General features: G+C 59.1%; 12 protein-coding genes. 6 read left to right on the top strand and 6 right to left on the bottom strand.

Going from position 1 to position 15,412, the window contains the following annotated elements:
- Positions 1-46: 46 nt before the first annotated feature.
- Positions 47-235, bottom strand: a complete 189-nt coding sequence (locus SINAC_RS27670) for a hypothetical protein (RefSeq protein ID WP_015248872.1) — start codon at positions 233-235, stop codon at positions 47-49.
- Positions 236-1,048: 813 nt separating this feature from the next.
- Between SINAC_RS27670 and SINAC_RS40245 the strand changes: the two genes are divergently transcribed.
- The 6 genes from SINAC_RS40245 (at position 1,049) to SINAC_RS27645 (ending at position 7,251) form a co-directional block, all read left to right on the top strand.
- Entirely contained in the window at positions 1,049-1,294 is a 246-nt protein-coding gene (locus SINAC_RS40245; protein WP_157579464.1) for a hypothetical protein, read from the top strand.
- Positions 1,295-1,555: 261 nt separating this feature from the next.
- Complete coding sequence (locus SINAC_RS27665; RefSeq protein ID WP_015248869.1) at positions 1,556-2,257, top strand: cysteine peptidase family C39 domain-containing protein; 702 nt, start codon at positions 1,556-1,558, stop codon at positions 2,255-2,257.
- A gap of 2 nt (positions 2,258-2,259) precedes the next feature.
- Complete coding sequence (locus SINAC_RS27660) at positions 2,260-3,603, top strand: hypothetical protein (protein WP_015248868.1); 1,344 nt, start codon at positions 2,260-2,262, stop codon at positions 3,601-3,603.
- Positions 3,566-4,603 (top strand): hypothetical protein, encoded by a 1,038-nt coding sequence (locus tag SINAC_RS27655; protein ID WP_015248867.1) that lies wholly within the window; start codon positions 3,566-3,568, stop codon positions 4,601-4,603. The genes SINAC_RS27660 and SINAC_RS27655 overlap by 38 nt, the downstream gene beginning before the upstream one ends.
- Positions 4,600-6,174 (top strand): glycosyltransferase family 39 protein, encoded by a 1,575-nt coding sequence (locus SINAC_RS27650; protein WP_015248866.1) that lies wholly within the window; start codon positions 4,600-4,602, stop codon positions 6,172-6,174. Before SINAC_RS27655 ends, SINAC_RS27650 begins: the two co-directional genes overlap by 4 nt.
- 27 nt (positions 6,175-6,201) lie before the next feature.
- A complete protein-coding gene (locus tag SINAC_RS27645) occupies positions 6,202-7,251 on the top strand; it encodes a TolB-like translocation protein (protein ID WP_015248865.1) in 1,050 nt (349 codons plus the stop codon).
- 610 nt (positions 7,252-7,861) lie between these two features.
- Here the strand turns inward: SINAC_RS27645 and secD are convergent.
- The 5 genes from secD to SINAC_RS27620 form a co-directional block, all read right to left on the bottom strand.
- Positions 7,862-10,945 (bottom strand): protein translocase subunit SecD, encoded by a 3,084-nt coding sequence (secD, locus tag SINAC_RS27640; RefSeq protein ID WP_015248864.1) that lies wholly within the window; start codon positions 10,943-10,945, stop codon positions 7,862-7,864.
- 141 nt (positions 10,946-11,086) lie between these two features.
- The gene (yajC, locus tag SINAC_RS27635; protein WP_015248863.1) at positions 11,087-11,467 is read right to left on the bottom strand and encodes a preprotein translocase subunit YajC; all 381 of its coding nucleotides are present in this window, start codon (positions 11,465-11,467) and stop codon (positions 11,087-11,089) included.
- Between the two features lie 108 nt (positions 11,468-11,575).
- On the bottom strand, positions 11,576-12,691 hold the full coding sequence (gene tgt, locus SINAC_RS27630; RefSeq protein ID WP_015248862.1) for a tRNA guanosine(34) transglycosylase Tgt: 1,116 nt from the start codon (positions 12,689-12,691) through the stop codon (positions 11,576-11,578).
- 9 nt (positions 12,692-12,700) lie between these two features.
- Positions 12,701-14,035 (bottom strand): DNA-directed RNA polymerase subunit alpha C-terminal domain-containing protein, encoded by a 1,335-nt coding sequence (locus SINAC_RS27625; RefSeq protein ID WP_015248861.1) that lies wholly within the window; start codon positions 14,033-14,035, stop codon positions 12,701-12,703.
- Positions 14,036-14,296: 261 nt separating this feature from the next.
- A complete protein-coding gene (locus tag SINAC_RS27620; protein ID WP_015248859.1) occupies positions 14,297-15,373 on the bottom strand; it encodes a sialidase family protein in 1,077 nt (358 codons plus the stop codon).
- Between the last annotated feature and the right edge of the window lie 39 nt (positions 15,374-15,412).

Below are 15,412 nucleotides of genomic sequence, written 5' to 3'. Positions count from 1 at the left end.
AAGGTGGACCGCAATTGAAGTGGCCTCAGATGCCCCGTCGTGACACTCAATAAGCATCCCCTGCGCGTACCAATCCGTCGGCAAACGCGACGTTGACCGCGTTGTAAAGCGCCGCCTGCTCAATGTAGGGAAGCAGCACAACCTGGGCCGACCAATCGTTCCATCCGACCGGGCCCTGGCCCCAGGAACGGGAGCCCAATGCCTCAATCAGCGTGAACTCGCGTCTCTCAGCCATGACGCAACTCCTCGCCAGGGAACCGACGACAACTTCGATGGGACACGCATTCATGCTATTTTGGAATGCAGAGCAACCTATTGTGGAACTCGAGAACACCACCTTAAATCGTGCAAATCATTAATTCAAGTTTCGCACTTTTTGCGTCGTTTGATTCAGGTTTTCTGATTCGTCGGCCCCTCCCAAAAAAAATGTTGACGTCCCTGTTCGTATTGGGAGAATTGTCTAATTCTCACTGACATCTACTGCAATTTCATATAACCTGACCTAATCGTCCTGACGTGATCGTTGGTCGGCATTCGCTGCCAACCGATCCACTGGTCAGTGTGAAACGGGGGGCTCCGTGACGCTAAACACAAGTATAAACTAATGCATTACAACCAATTAATTGCGTCATAATTTAAGTCAAAAAAATCCATGTTCGAAATCAAGTCTCTTGACCCGACAGCTGGGCTCTCGTAAAATCGGGAACATTCTCAGCAAACCGTACTTATTCAATTCAAACCAAACTCTATTCTGGCTGGCCCCGGAATTTCGTCGGGCCCAGCAAGGTCAATCGCCCCTCGCCCGAAGATCGGGCGATTTTGCTCGCTATGGATCGCGCGGCCCTTATTCTGGGCATACGTACTCGAATTTTGAGGAAAAACCCCTCGTTCGAGAAGTTCGGCAGACTCATAGGACATCTCTCGCGGTCCTTCTGGCCGAGCTAGACCGTCGCACCTTCCAGAGAAATTAGGAGTGGTGAAGATGAGAAAACTTGCCTCGATTCTTTCCCTTGCCTCTCTCCTCGGTCTCGTACTTATGGAGGGCGGTTTGACATCCGGAGTCAATGCCGTCTCGCAGTCGGAGGGATCGACCGTCGTTGGCGCGGTATGCGCCGGTTACCCACCGGCCGGTGGTTCGGTCTGCGATAGCTACTGCCTCTTCCTTGGCACCGGGTGGTCGGGCAGCCGCGGCGGCGAAACTCCTCCGGCTGGCAACACCGCGGACTGGGGCCTCGTGAATTGCGGGTGCGGCGGTGCCACTTCCGGTCTGCTTGGGACCGGTTGCGGTTCCTGATGTCAAAAGCGGCCCCTCGCCTTGACTGTGGCAAGGGGTCGCGTCTTCACAAATCATCGACCTCTTTTTCCCAATTTGTAGCCCCTCCGGGGCCGCAAAATATGTGAGAACCTCATGTGTCCAACCTTCCCCAGGGCTTGCGCCCCGGGCGAGGTACGGTCGCCCATTCAGGGCTGCAAAATCCGTGCATGACTTCTCTGGCTTGAACTCCGCGACGACCGGTGAGTCTTCCACATATCCCTCAAGCTTCTGGCGATTTCCATGAAACTCCAACCCCACGACAAAGCCCCCTTGATCGTCAGGGCACTCGTGATAACGACGCTCGCCCTGGGAAATCTGCTATTCTTGACCGGTCAAACGTCCGCCGCCGACACCGTCATTGAAACCCCTGAGCACTACCGGAAGGAGAGCAAGTGGCAGGTCGGGCCCTATTGCGGCCCATCGAGCCTCTACGTCTTCTTCCAGCTCCTCGATAAAGGTGTTTCGCTCGACCGCATCGCGGAATTGTGCAAAGTCACCGACGAAGGGTGCTCGCTTGAAGACCTCCGCCGAGCGGCATTGGCCCTCGGGGTCAAGACGCAGATGGTTCGGGGCACTTCCGAGGAGCTCGCAAAGCTCACGATGCCGCTGATCATCCACTCCTCCGTCGGACTGGACGACAGTGAGGGTTCAGGGCACTTCTTCGTGCTCTGCGGTAAGGACAATGCTTACGGCGGAAAATATCTGCTCATCGACCCTTCGTCGGGACAGATGGTTTACCGAGACACTATTGATGGTCGCAATTGGTCGGGCTACGCTTTAATGGCCACACCGCCCTGGTATGTCGCGACCGCGAAAAATTGCCTCTACCTGCTTTTGACGGCCCTTGCCGTGACGGCCTGTTTCATCGCGTTCCGTCGGCAGAATGAACCTTCCGTTGCCCTCTCGCAGAATGCGGCGATCACGCCTGCCCCGGGGGTCTGATTATGCTCAAGGTAAGTCGGCGTGAGATGCTGACGGCACTTGGCGTCACGGGGATGGCTGGGTTGATCCATGCCCGGAATCATTTCAAGTCCAAGGCGTTGTTCCAACCCACCCCACGCGAGACTCTGCGGGGCTGGGTCCGACGTGAACCAGTGCTCATTGAGCACTCCCCTGCCCCCGAGTTGGTCTCCGATGATCAGCTTCTTGACGTCCTCCGCATGGCCCGTCCGTACTCGAACACCCAACTCGATACGATCCCCTTCACGATCCACGCGCTGAGGTTCTGGGGACCGAAAGCGGAGTTCCCACGAACGCTCGAGGAGCCCGCCTACGAGGATCACTTTGGGTTGTCCAGCGCGGAAATGATCGCGATCCTGCTCGATACGCGGACCTTTGTGGAACGCACGGGCCGAGAGCTGTCCGCTGTCCTGGTCCCCTCACCGTTTGGCATCCGGGTTCTTTCCAACACTGACACGGTCTATGGATGGCGCGAAGCGTCCGCTCACATCGACGAGATTCCGTGCGAGCTGGGTGAAATTGGGCTGCCGTCGACGACGCCGTTGATCGCCAAAGGGGGAATCGCCGGCACGGTCGCGGACCTCATCACCGACGCCATGACCCGGATCTCACAGGACGTCGAGATGGAGTGGACGGCCAGCGCATTAAGCCTGTATGTCGCGACCCGCGCACGTTGGAAGAACCGGCAAGGTCAAGAATGGTCGCTCAACGAGGTCGCCCTGCATCTCCTTCGCAAGTCGATCGGCCATGGTGCATGCATGGGTCTTCATTCCGCCTATTCGCTTGTCTTGATGCTGAGAACGCATGAGAAAGTTCCGTTCCTCACGGATACGACCGTGAGAGACGTCCGTAACCATCTGCTCGATATTACTCGGCATCTCGTAACAACCCAACATGACGATGGAAGTTGGGGCGTCGATTGGTACGACGATGCGCATGCCCCGAAGCCGCCCTACCTCGACTCGCGCATCAACGCGATCGCGGCGACGGGGCATCAACTCGAATGGCTCGCTGTCGCGCCTCCCACGCTACGTCCGAACCGCGAGGTCCTGGCACGTGCCATTACGTTTTTAGCGAGGACCATCCCCGCAATGGAGGATGTCCTCCTCGGCGATTTCCACAACTACCCGCCGGTCTCTCATGCCGCACGGGCGCTCTCGCTTTTCAAGGGAGTCGAACCTTATGCTTTCTATTCGACCAGAGCCGTCCGCTCCGAGCAGCCGACACCGACGGGCAACAGCCTTCCTCACCATTCTCACGACCGTCTTCACGGTTGTCTTATCGCCACTTGTGGCCTCAGCGGACGTTGGCCCGACGCCCTCATTTGAGCAGGTTATCGAAGCCCTGGACAAGCGGAACACAATCTTCCATTCCCAACCGTCCTGGCATTTCAAGTATGAGGCCACTTGGAAAGACCTCACAGGGAAGTCTCCAATCTGGCCGGATCGCCGCGATGTTGATGTCGCGTACAAGAATGATTCCCTGTTCCTTTACACAGCATACCCCGCGCCCCCTCAAGAAAAGAACGGACTCAAGCGGGAGTTCTGGTCGGTCTACCACAAGGGTGTCTCAGCGGACCGCCAGAATGCAAGCGTCGTCCTCAGCGGGGGATTTAATCCGGGGGGGCTTCAGTACAACTACCTCACCGATGCGGTGGGGTTGGACATCTACCGCAACCTCGCCCCCGTCACAATCAACGTCAAAGGTTGGGCAGAGGCCACTAAGGAGCGTCCCGTCCTCCCCGAGTCTCTCCAGCGAGAGAACAAGAGTTACGCAGTGCAGGCCCAACCGGAAACGGTGGCCGGCGCCGATTGCTTTGTCGTCAAAGAGAAGTCCGGTGACGATAGCATGTGGCTCGACCCCAAGCTTAACTTCGCCCCGCGAAAGCGCGAAATCCACATTTCGGCGCGAGGCAAACGGCCCGAGGCTCGCATCATCTGGAATAACTCCGACTGGAAGGAGGATGCCAGCGGTTTATGGTTTCCCCGACAGATCGAGGTCACTTACCTCGACATGAATGGGACCGCCTTCCGCCTTCAGAAAGTGCGGGTCGAGTCGATCGATTTTCAGGAACTTCCCGACTCATACTTCGTCTGTCCCATTCCCCCCACATCCATCGTTTCCGACACGATCCGGAAGGTCGAGTACACAACCCACGTGGGGGGAGTCAACCCGCTCGACCTGGCGGCCACCCAGGCGAAGCAGCACATCAGTCTCGGCAAGTCACCAATGTTCCTCCTCATGAATGGAATCATCGTGACCAGCGCATGCCTGTGGATGCTGATTAAACATTATCGGAATTCCAATCAACAAGACGTTGTTAAATGAGAATCCTCATCAGGCCGGTCAGCCGACACGCCCACCTGGCGGCCTTGCTCGTGGTCGCCGCCGCCCTTGCGGTGGCTGACCATGCAACCCGAGAGATCAGCTACGACGAGGCCTATTCGTGGCGTCTGACGCGGTATGGGCTCGGAGAGATGGCCGCCCGGACGGGATGCGACGTCCATCCCCCACTTTATTACGTCCAGCTCAAGGGATGGGTTGCCGCATTCGGCGATAGTCTGTTCAGCATGCGTGCGCTCTCCATTCTCTGGGCGATCGTCGGGATGCTCGGGGCCTATCATCTCGCCACTTATGCCCTTGGACCCGTCCGGGACGAAAAGTCGGCCGGGCTCTGGGCCGCCGCACTCATGGGTCTCAACCCTGCGCTCGTCGTGTTAGGGGCGACAGCCCGCATGTATGCACCCTCTGTGGCATTAGCCGTCTGGTCGACCTACGTCCTACTCCGCATGTTGGAGGGCACAAGGTCGCTCTGGTTGTGGTCATTTGCCTATGCGCTCATGATTACTTGCCTCTGTTACCACCATTATTATGGATTTTTCACGGTTGCATCTCACGGCCTTGCTGTCGCAGCTTGGTGTGGATCAAAGGGCATCGGCTGGCTTGAACGCCGCCGCGTGTTAGTGGCGGTCGGCCTCGCCTGGTCGCTCTTTTTCTTCGCCTATTTGCCCTGGGTTCCGACCCACCTGGAACAGACGCGGCAGGTTAAGGAGTTCTTCTGGATCAATAAATATGGCGTCTGGATGCGGCTACCGAAGATGGTCGGGGCGTTCTACACCTTGAGGGCAATCCCACCTGTCCGCATCGGGGCAGGGCTTGCCCTCTTGGCCATGATCATTGCCGGCCTGGCCGTCGGGACGATGCGTCGCGACCTCCTCCGTGTGCGATTGCTGTTTGTTTCGCTGCTCGGTGCCGTGCTGCTTCCCCCCATCTTTAGTTCGGCCTTCAACATTGGGATGGTCCACGAGCGGGGCCTGCTGATCTCTTTGGCACTCTCAGCGCCGGCGATCGTGGCCCTTTTTTTCTCGGTCCTGCCGAAACCGGCGACGAGGATGGTGTTAGGTTTCCTCGCCTTCAATCACGCTGCGATCCTCGGCGGAGCCTGGCTGGAAGTTCATCCCCCCGGTGTCAGCACGTTTGCCAAGCGACTACGGGAGAATCGCATGAGCGGGTCTCTCGTCCTTGTGAATACGGCCTACACTTACTTCCCAATCTCCCATGCGCTCCGATCTGATGACTGTCAGTTGCGACTCATTCCCGGGCAGCCTCGACCCGAGGGAGCGATCTGTGTGACTGGGGGGCAGGACTTCTGGGATGAGAGCGTCGAGTCCCCAGCCTCGATCTGGTACCTCCACGACACGGCGTTCACCGCGTCCTCGTTCACGGCGCCGGGGTCGTGGAGGCAGGTTGGTGTGGCGGAATTTTATCACGACGAAGAAACGCCGCTCCAGGGCGCCAAAGCGTCTGGATTCCATGCCATTCGCTACGACACGATGAGGGAGGCAGAGTCGTCACCTCTCGATCGAGCCCCCCCTCAACCGATCGGCGTGAAGCGATAAGCACGGCGCTGACAAGGAGTCGATGTGGTGGATGACGGCACAAATTCCGCGTTCATGGCCCGCAGACGGCGGCTGCAACGGTGGGGTGCGGCCTTCGTGCTCATCCTCTCTCTCATCGCAGCGTGGGCCGTTTGGCGTGTCCCCCCACGGTCGCTGCTGCGACCACCGAGCCCGCCCGCGACCCTTGCCGTCATCGGTGCGGCTGGGGCAAAGATGTCCGATGTCTTCGTCATCTTGAACACACACGCGGACCCTGTACGCTTAACGCCAAAGAGTCAGAACCCCGCGCTGATTACATCGCGCAATTCGTCACCCCGCTTATCCCCAGACGGCACATTGGTTTGCTTCAATCAACTGGAGGCCGAAAAGGGGCGTGAACTCGACACCGACCCGCGATTGGTCGTCGCCCGCGCCGATGGACGTGAACTCCGATCGCTCGGTATCTGCCAGGATTTCGGCTGCTGGTCTTCAAGCGACGGGAGCCTCCTCTACATCGAAGGGTATCGAAGTTCCGGAGCCGGTCAACTCGTAAGATTCGACATCAATGCCAACCAAAAACAGATCCTCCTCAACAACTGGCCGAGCCACCAGCGGTTATGCGACGTCGCCCCGGACGGTAAGACCTTGCTTTGCCTGGCCTCACACCCTACTGGCACGGGAGACAAAGGCATCCCACTTCCCGAAGACATCATCACAACCCGAATCGATGGCAGCATGATCGCACGCGTCACTTCGACGCCCGAGCAGCATAAGTTCGCCGCGCGATTCTCACCACGTGGAGATCGCGTGGCTTTCCTCACCTCGGACGATTACCCCAATGACTTTCCACACGAACTTGAACTGTGGGTCGTCGACACCGATGGAAGCCAGGCAACTCGGCTAGCGAAGGACATCGGCGGTGACTCGCTCTGCTGGGCTCTCGACGGCAGTGGAATTTTCGCTTTCCGACCGGGCAATGATTCGACCGAAGCGGGAATCTACTGTCTGAGCCTCTCCGATCGTTCCTGGCAGCCCGTTCTCTTGAAACACAAGATGCCGCCCAACATCTTTGGACCATACTCTCCGGATTGCCGCTAATCGGGCCATTTGCAGCCCCGGAGGGGCGAACGTACCTAAGCTGTTGGTCGCGGTTTTCTTTGATTTTCTGATGGGTTACCATGGCCAAGCCATTCCAAAGAGCGCCACGGCCACGACCCGTTCGTGTACCTGCGGACGTGCTGGAGCGCTTACCGGCTCTCCCGAAGGAACGTCTGGCCGAGCTTCTTCCCGACCTATGGTCGCTGGCCGGTGCCGCTGATGCGACATCTGCGTCGGTCAATTCCGACAGACCCATGGAATCGGATTGAGCAGGCATTGCCGTTGATCCACCTGAAGGACCATTCCGTGGCGCTTATGATGCCGCTGGGGTGGACGCAACGATGTTAGGGCCGAGAAGTCGGAACATCCGACGGGTGGTACGATCGCTTGGGCCAGTTCGGCCATGCGCAGCTCGAGTTCCACCAGTTTGACTCGCGCCTCCAGCTTCGCGCGGCGGATTCGTTCTAACAGCACGCCAAAGACCCTGCCTACAAGGAGCACCATACTGAAGAAATGTAATTTCACAGCGTGAGCAATAAAAAAGGCGGCCGGACTCTGCCTGGTGGCAGAATCCGACCGCCCTTGGTTTTCACCCGGTCCGGACGTCCGATCAACGGGTCGCGACGAACTCCTTGTCGGCCTTGGCCGCGTCGGGATGGCTTCCAATCCAGTCGATCAAGATCGGGCTAGCGATATAGATCGTGCTGTAGGTACCGCTCAGGAACCCGACGACCAAGGCAAACGCGAATCCGTGCAGCCCCTCGCCCCCCATGATATAGAGAATGAACACGACGAGCCAGGCGGTGAACGACGTCAGAATCGTCCGGCTCAATGTCTGGTTGATGGCGTCGTTGAGCATCTTCATCGTCAAGTGAGGGGTCTTCCCCTTCAACTCACGGATCCGGTCGAAGATGACGATCGTGTCGTTGACCGAGAAGCCAATCAGCGTCAAGAACGCAGCGATCATCGGCAGGTCGATCTTGAAGGGTTCGATGAGTAGAAACTCACGAATACCAGGTATCTGGGCAACCCAGTAACTGGCAGCCACGGCCCCCAAGGTGAACAAGACGTCGTGCACGACCGCGAGGACCGCCGCGAGGCCGTAGATCAGCGACTTAAACCGGAACCAGAGGTAGGCGATGATGATCAACCAGCTCGCGACCGTGGCGATCAACGCCAGGGTTCGTGTCTCGCTGGCAACCGTTCCTCCGAAGTTGGTGATCCGCTCAAAGAGCATGTCACGGTTGTCTTGAAGCGAGGCGGCCAGCGTTTTGAGCTCTTTTTCCGCTACGTCAGGTTCCAGATCCGTGCGGAGGATCATCGTTTTGGGATCCTCTCCGCGCTTGGCACCGACGATTTCGAACCGCGACGTGGGATTCGCGATATTGTCCTTCGCCAAGACATCGTTGGCAAAGATCGTGGACACGACCTGGGCAGGCGGAAGTGAGCCGTTGAACGTAATCGTGTTGAACTTGAGCTCGTACTGTCTCCCGTCGGCGAACCGGTCGACCACCGCCGTCTTCGTCGCATCGGTCGGAGCCGCAGCGGCGGCAGTGGGAATCGGCTTGCTGGGGCCGTAGGTCATCGTCACGCGTTCGAGGCTTTTACCGAACGCCTTCAGAATCGTGTCTTTGACACGATTCGGATTCTGATCGGTCGTACGGATGTTGAAGCGATTGAACGTCTTGGCCTGACCGACCTTCAAGCTTTCCACCGTCACGTCGGGCAGCACACCGGCCTTGTCGCGCACAAAGTTCGACCGACCCGAATCGGAAAGTGACTCAACGTCAGGATCCTGTTCGTTCAGACGAATTGTAACCAGCGTTCCGCCCGTGAAGTCGATGTTGTACATGCTCTGCCCGCGCAGATAGGTTGCGATCAGGCCGAGAATGATCAGGATCGAGGACACGGCCATGCAATAGTGTCGCGGGCTGATGAAGTCGAAGTTCGACTTGTCCATCAGCTTCATCATCGTGAGGTTCTTGATCCAGCCGCGCTGGTAGAAGTACTCGAAGATGACGCGAGAGACAAAGACAGCCGTGAACAGATTCCAGAGCATGCCGATGATCATCGTCAAGGCAAAGCCCTTGACCTCTTCGGTGCCAACAAACCAGAGCACGAGGCTCGAAAGCAAGTTGGTCACGTGCGAGTCAAAGATCGTCACCCAGGCGCGGTTGAAGCCGTTGCGGATCTGCTGCGCTAGGTTCGCTCCACGTTCCTTTTCCTCGCGCATTCGCTCGAAGACAAGGACGTTGGCATCGACCGCCATACCGATCGTCAGTGCGAGGCCGGCGAGACCAGGCAACGAGAAGGTCGACTGCATGAAGGCCATCGAGCCGATCAACAGGATCATGTTGAGAACGAGCGCGAAGACCGCCACCACACCGGCGAACCGGTAGTAGATGACCATGAAGATCGGGACGACGAGCATCGAAACCCAGAGAGCGCGAACCCCCTTGGCAATTGTGTCTTCACCCAAGGTCGGTCCAACCTTCTCCTCCTGGAGCGGGTTGGGGTTCAGGCTCGCCGGCAAGCTCCCTTCCTGGAGGATCCGGATCAGGTAGTCGACTTCCTTGGGTCGGAACCCCTGCCCTCCTCCTTCGATGATGCCCGACTCGCGAATCTCGGAGTTGATCGAGGGGGCCGACATGACCAGGTTGTCGAGGAGAATCGCCAGTTGATACTTGAAGGCGTCTCCCTCCTCGGGCAAGTGCTCCCGAGTCAACTGGCCGAACTTTCTCGCCCCTTCCCGCTTGAAGACGAAGCCGACGGCAGGTTGGAGTCGCTCGTCCTGCGTGGCGTAGGCTCGGGAAAGGTAGCGGCCGGTCACATCCTGGCGATCAATGTTGACGAGGATCGATCGCTCGACGAGCCCGGGGCCGATCCGATCCTCACGAATGATCGGGTCGGCGGGGCGGGGATTATTCGGATCGCCGGCCTGAATGCTGCTGGGGTTGTAGTCGATCCGATAAGCCGAGATCGATCGGAGGCCGTGAGAGTTGACCAGGAAGATCTCGTTGGTCGTGTTGCGGTCGATCTTCACCGGGATCGTCTGTTCGTTGCCTGACGCGTCCTTGCCGGTCAGTTCGATATCGATCCCAGCGTACCGGTTCTTCTTCCAGTCTTGCGAGAGGTCGGTGATCGTCGTATCGGTGAACGTCGGATTGGTCCCCGACGCGACCTCACCCAGCCGCGCCCACTTGTAGCGGGCCGGCGGCCGGGCACGCCCATTGGGGCCGAGCGCCCGCTCGGTGGCCGCTTGATCGTGCTTCCGGTTCGCCAGGATCCGGAACTCGAGCGCGCCGACGTCGGTCAGCAACCGCTTGACCTCGTCGACGTCTTCATCGGCGGGAAGGATGATCTCAAGCCGATTGCTGCCGATCTTGCGGATCGGAATTTCTTTGATCCCCTGGGGATCGACGCGGTGCTTAAGCGCCGAGATCAACTCGTCCATGTTGAAGTTGGACGTCAAATTCTCTTTGACGGCTTCATAGACGAGGATCGTTCCGCCGGAGAGGTCGATTCCCAGCTTCAGCTTTTCTGATGGCGGCCACATCGCCAGCAAGCCCGCGAACGTAAAGCTCGCGATCACGCCAATCTTGAGGTGGAGCTTATGCCCCACGGCCAAGCCGTACAGGGCATAGAGGACACTGAGAAAGAGAGAGGCGGCGATGACGTAGCCGATCGCTAACATTGCGAATTCCTAACGGCTAAAGGCAAGGTCGTTTCGAAGAGTAAAATAAAAGGGGGCATTCCGCATCGGCCGAGACGACCGGCCATTCTTCGAACTCTGGGCTGTGTACCGACCGTCGGTCGAAATCGGGGAGAATGCCTCTCAGGCGGAATCCGCGGATTTCTCTGTCGTGGGCTCAATCAGGCGCCCCACAACCGACTTGCTGAAGGTCATCTTGACCCCACGATCGTCGTCCACGCGCAAGACGATCCGATCCTGGTCAGGGTCAATCGAAGACACGGTTGCGTAGAGCCCGCCGGTCGTGATGATCTTGTCGTTCTTCTTCAAGGAGGCGATCATCTGCCGTCGTCGCTTTTCCTGCTGCTGCGGGGGCCGAATCAGGATGAAGTAGCCCCAGACGACGAAGATGAGCACGTAAGGCAGAAGATTCAGGGTGCTCGAAACCCCTTCTTTGGGGTTGCCTGCGGGAGCAGCACCACCCTGGGCAAAAAGCAATGGGATCGCGGCAAGCAAAAAGGGCATTGATTGGGTCCGTGGAATCTCGGGTGAAGATCGTGTGCGGTCGTTGCGCCGGATCAAGACGTAGGCTCCGACGCATGGGCCCACCCCCCCTCACCAGCAATCTAACCGCTATGGTCCCAGCGCTTCAAGAACTTCCAACCTGAATTGGACGAATCGCTCCTCGGTAATCGCCTCGCGAATCTGCCGGGTCAAGCGATGCAGGTAGGCCACGTTGTGGATCGACGCCAGAATCGGGCCGAGCATTTCCTTCGCCATGAACAAGTGACGAACGTAGGCGCGGCTGAAACTCTGGCAGGCGAAGCAATCGCACCCTTCTTCGATCGGCCTGGGATCGAGGCGGTGCGCGGCGTTGCGAAGCTTGACTTGTCCCGAACCCGTGAGGCAGGTCGCGTTTCGGCCGTTCCGTGTCGGCAAGACGCAATCGAACATGTCGATACCGGTCGCCACGGCATCGAGAATGTCCTGAGGACGTCCGACCCCCATCAGGTAGCGGGGCCGATCCTCAGGGAGCCAGGGCGTTGTCACTCGCAAGGCTTCTCGGACCTGCTCGCGGCTTTCTCCGACGCTGACTCCCCCCACGGCGTAGCCATCAAAATCAAGGGCGACAAGCGCCTCGGCACACTCGCCACGAAGGTCGGCGTGACTCCCCCCTTGCACGATCCCGAAGAGAGCCTGATCGCTCCGGGTATGAGCGTCTTTGCAACGCCGGGCCCATCGTACGGTCCGCCCCACCGCGCTCGCGATCGTCTCCTTGGACGCGGGGAGAGCCGGGCACTCGTCGAAGCACATCGCCACGTCAGCGCCGAGCGCTTCCTGAATCCTGACCGCCGACTCAGGCGAAAGCTCAAGCAATCGCCCGTCGATGTGCGACCGAAAAGCGACCCCTGCTTCGGTGATTTTCGAGCGCGCAGCCAGGCTGAAGACCTGAAACCCTCCCGAATCCGTGAGGATCGGACCGTCCCACCCCATGAACCGGTGAAGCCCTCCGAGCTGGGCCACCACCTCTTCACCGGGCCGCAAGGCGAGGTGATAGGTGTTGGCCAAGAGCATGGAGGTGCCCGTGGCACGGAGTTGGTCGGGGGTCAGGCCTTTGACGGTCGCTTGCGTACCGACCGGCATAAATGCCGGAGTTTCCACGGGACCGTGAGGCGTGGATAATCGACCCCGCCGCGCCAAGGAGGCGGGGTCGCGGTGCAAAACTTGGAATTCAACCGGTCGTGACAAAGGCGCGACTTACTCGTTCTTGAGTTTCAGGTTGAACTCGGTCAGCTTTTCGCGGACCTCGTTGAGTGAGGTCACACCGAAGTTTTTGCACTCCATCAACTCGTCGCCGGTGTGAATGATCAACTCGCCGACGGTCTGGATCCCCAGCTTTGTCATGCACTTGCGTGCTCTGACCGAAAGATTGAGATCGCTGATGGACTTGGCCAGAAGCGCCTTTTCCTCTTGAGAAAGCTCTTCGATCGGCTCGGCCCGCAGGTCGTTGGTGGCCCGCTCGCCCCCTTCAAGAGCCATCCCGAGACGAAGCCCCTTAGAGGTCATCATCTCCTTGATTTCGGAGAGCGAAGTCTCCCCGAAGTTCTTGCTCGCCAGCAAGGCCGCTTCGGTCGTCCGGGTCAAGTCGCCCAGCGTTCGGATGTTCATCTTCCGCAGGCAGTTTCGACTTCGGACCGAGAGCTCAAAGTCGGTTACTGGAATTTCGAGGAGTTGCTTCAGCACGGTGAATCCGCGCTCAGCTTCCTCGTCGTAGTACATGTCCTTGCTGGCGCGGCAATCCTTGAAGAAGAGCCGAGCGCGGGGATGGTTCGGATCGAACGCGAGCACCTGACGGTAGCAGGCTTCGGCCTCTCGGAACCGCATCTCGTCCTCGTAGAGCACTCCGAGGTTGATCAGGGCAGCCAAGGGGACCGGGGGACGCTGGGTGCACCGCTTGTAATACTCAACGGCCGTCTCATCGTTCCCGAAGAGGTCGTTGATGTAGGCCAGCTCGAACAACGCACCGGTATGGTCGCGATCGAGGCTCAACGCCTTCTCGAACTCGACCGACGCGTCGGCCAGCTCACCGTCAGCTGCGAGCAGGCTTCCACGCTGATAGTGGTACTCGGCAGAGCTACCGTCCAGATTCGCGAGCCCGCCCAGGATCGTTTGAGCCGCTTCGACGTGCCCGCCGCGCCGGAGCGCCCCTGCACGATGAAGTTCGGCCTGCTTGGTGTCGTACCCCGCCGCCGAAGCCGCGGCAAACGCCTCGGCCGCCTCTGTCCAGCGTTGGAGGTTCGCCAGCGCAATTCCACGATGAAAGTGAGCCAGACCGACGTCGCCGGCCTTGGTCAGCTGCTCCAGGCCCTTCTTATAACGACCGAGCAGGACCTCGCCCAAGCCGACTCGCAGGTAGATGTCGGGCTTCATGTCCTCTTTTTCGCGCTCTTTCATGGCCGCGACGGCATCGCGGAGCGTCCGATATCGCGAGGGGTCTCGGCCGAGGACCTCACGCAAGTCGGCCACGGCCGAGTGGTCAAAAGGTTGGCGATCCAGGAGCGCCCTCACGTCGGTGGTCATTAACTCGGCCATCCGTCTCACTCTCCCTCAGCCATGGGCATGCCCACAGACGACTCATCTGGCTCACGATGTCCCACCGATTGCCCCACACGAAAAAAAAAGCGTGGGAGGAATGTCTCGGCCTGGAACCGGTTCGGAGGCAAACCGTAGATTGTAATCATCGGCGCAGCGTTTGCAAGGGCGTTTGCGAGCTTAACGCGTTCACAAATCCAGAGAGGGCCTAGGGAAACGCCAAAGGCTTCACTCCTGGACGAGATTGTCTCAAGAAGGCGGCTACCGGCTGGCCGGAAGATCGCCGAGTACCAACTTGGCCGGATCGACCACAACATGCCGGATCCTGGTCCGATTCCACGTGTAGGTCACATGGACGAGGCCATCGGCGCCTTGGATAACGGCAGGGTAGGAGAATTCACCCGGTTGATCTTCGAGAATCAGCGCAGAACGCCAGGCGTGGCCATCCTCGGAGACCGCGATGTTCAGCGGGCTACGGCCTCGACGGGTGTGGTTGTAGACAAGGAGTTGACGACCATCGGCGAGCGTAACGCCGTCGATCCCCGAGTTGGGGTTCGGAAGAGTGGTCGCGGCGAGCTCGCTCCAGGTCTTGCCGCGATCCGAAGACCAAGACTCAACGACCTTGGCCTGCTTGGTGCGTGAGAGCGCTTGCAATCGACCATCAGGATGGGTCAAGAGCGTCGGCTGGATCGCGCCGAAGGTGACGCCGTCGTTGATCGGGCCGATCAGTTCCCAGTGGTAACCGAGGTCGGCGGTACGTTCAAAGTGAACTCTCCACCCATGATCCTCAGAGCTCGAGGGACAGAGGAGATCCCCTTCGGGCAACTGGATCGGCTTGTTCTTGATCGGGCCAAGGAAGGGGTCCGGCAATCGGCGCGGAGTTGACCAGGTCTTACCCGCATCATCGGAGGTCGTGACCATTCCCCACCAGTTCGCGGGAGTGGGCCCTACTTTGTAGAAAAGGAGGAGAGGCCCTTTCTTGGGCTGGAACAGCACAGGGTTCCAGCACGGGTAGCGTTTGTCCCCGTCGATCCCGTTGGCCACCTCCACTGGCGTGGTCCAGGCCTTACCGTCATGGCTGGCGACCCAGATCCCGACGTCCGAATTCCCCTCGTCGGTCCCGCCGAACCAGGACGCGACGAGTCGTCCACCCGCCTCAGCGATTGTCGAGGCGTGACATTTGGGAAAAGGGGCTGACTCATAAATCAATTCTGACTTGACGAAACCAGGCTGCTCGCCCCGAGCGTCGGCCCCGAAAGCTTCGGAGTCACTCTCGACGGTCAATCCCGCCGCCATGGATACGACTGTCAAGGCATATCGAAGCTTGAGAGGAAACATGACTTTGACGTCCTCGCCCGCAACCTGATTCGTTCTCTC

It is taken from the genome of Singulisphaera acidiphila DSM 18658, assembly GCF_000242455.2.
GTDB classification, from domain to species: domain Bacteria; phylum Planctomycetota; class Planctomycetia; order Isosphaerales; family Isosphaeraceae; genus Singulisphaera; species Singulisphaera acidiphila.
This window is presented reverse-complemented; position numbering and strand designations above follow the sequence as displayed.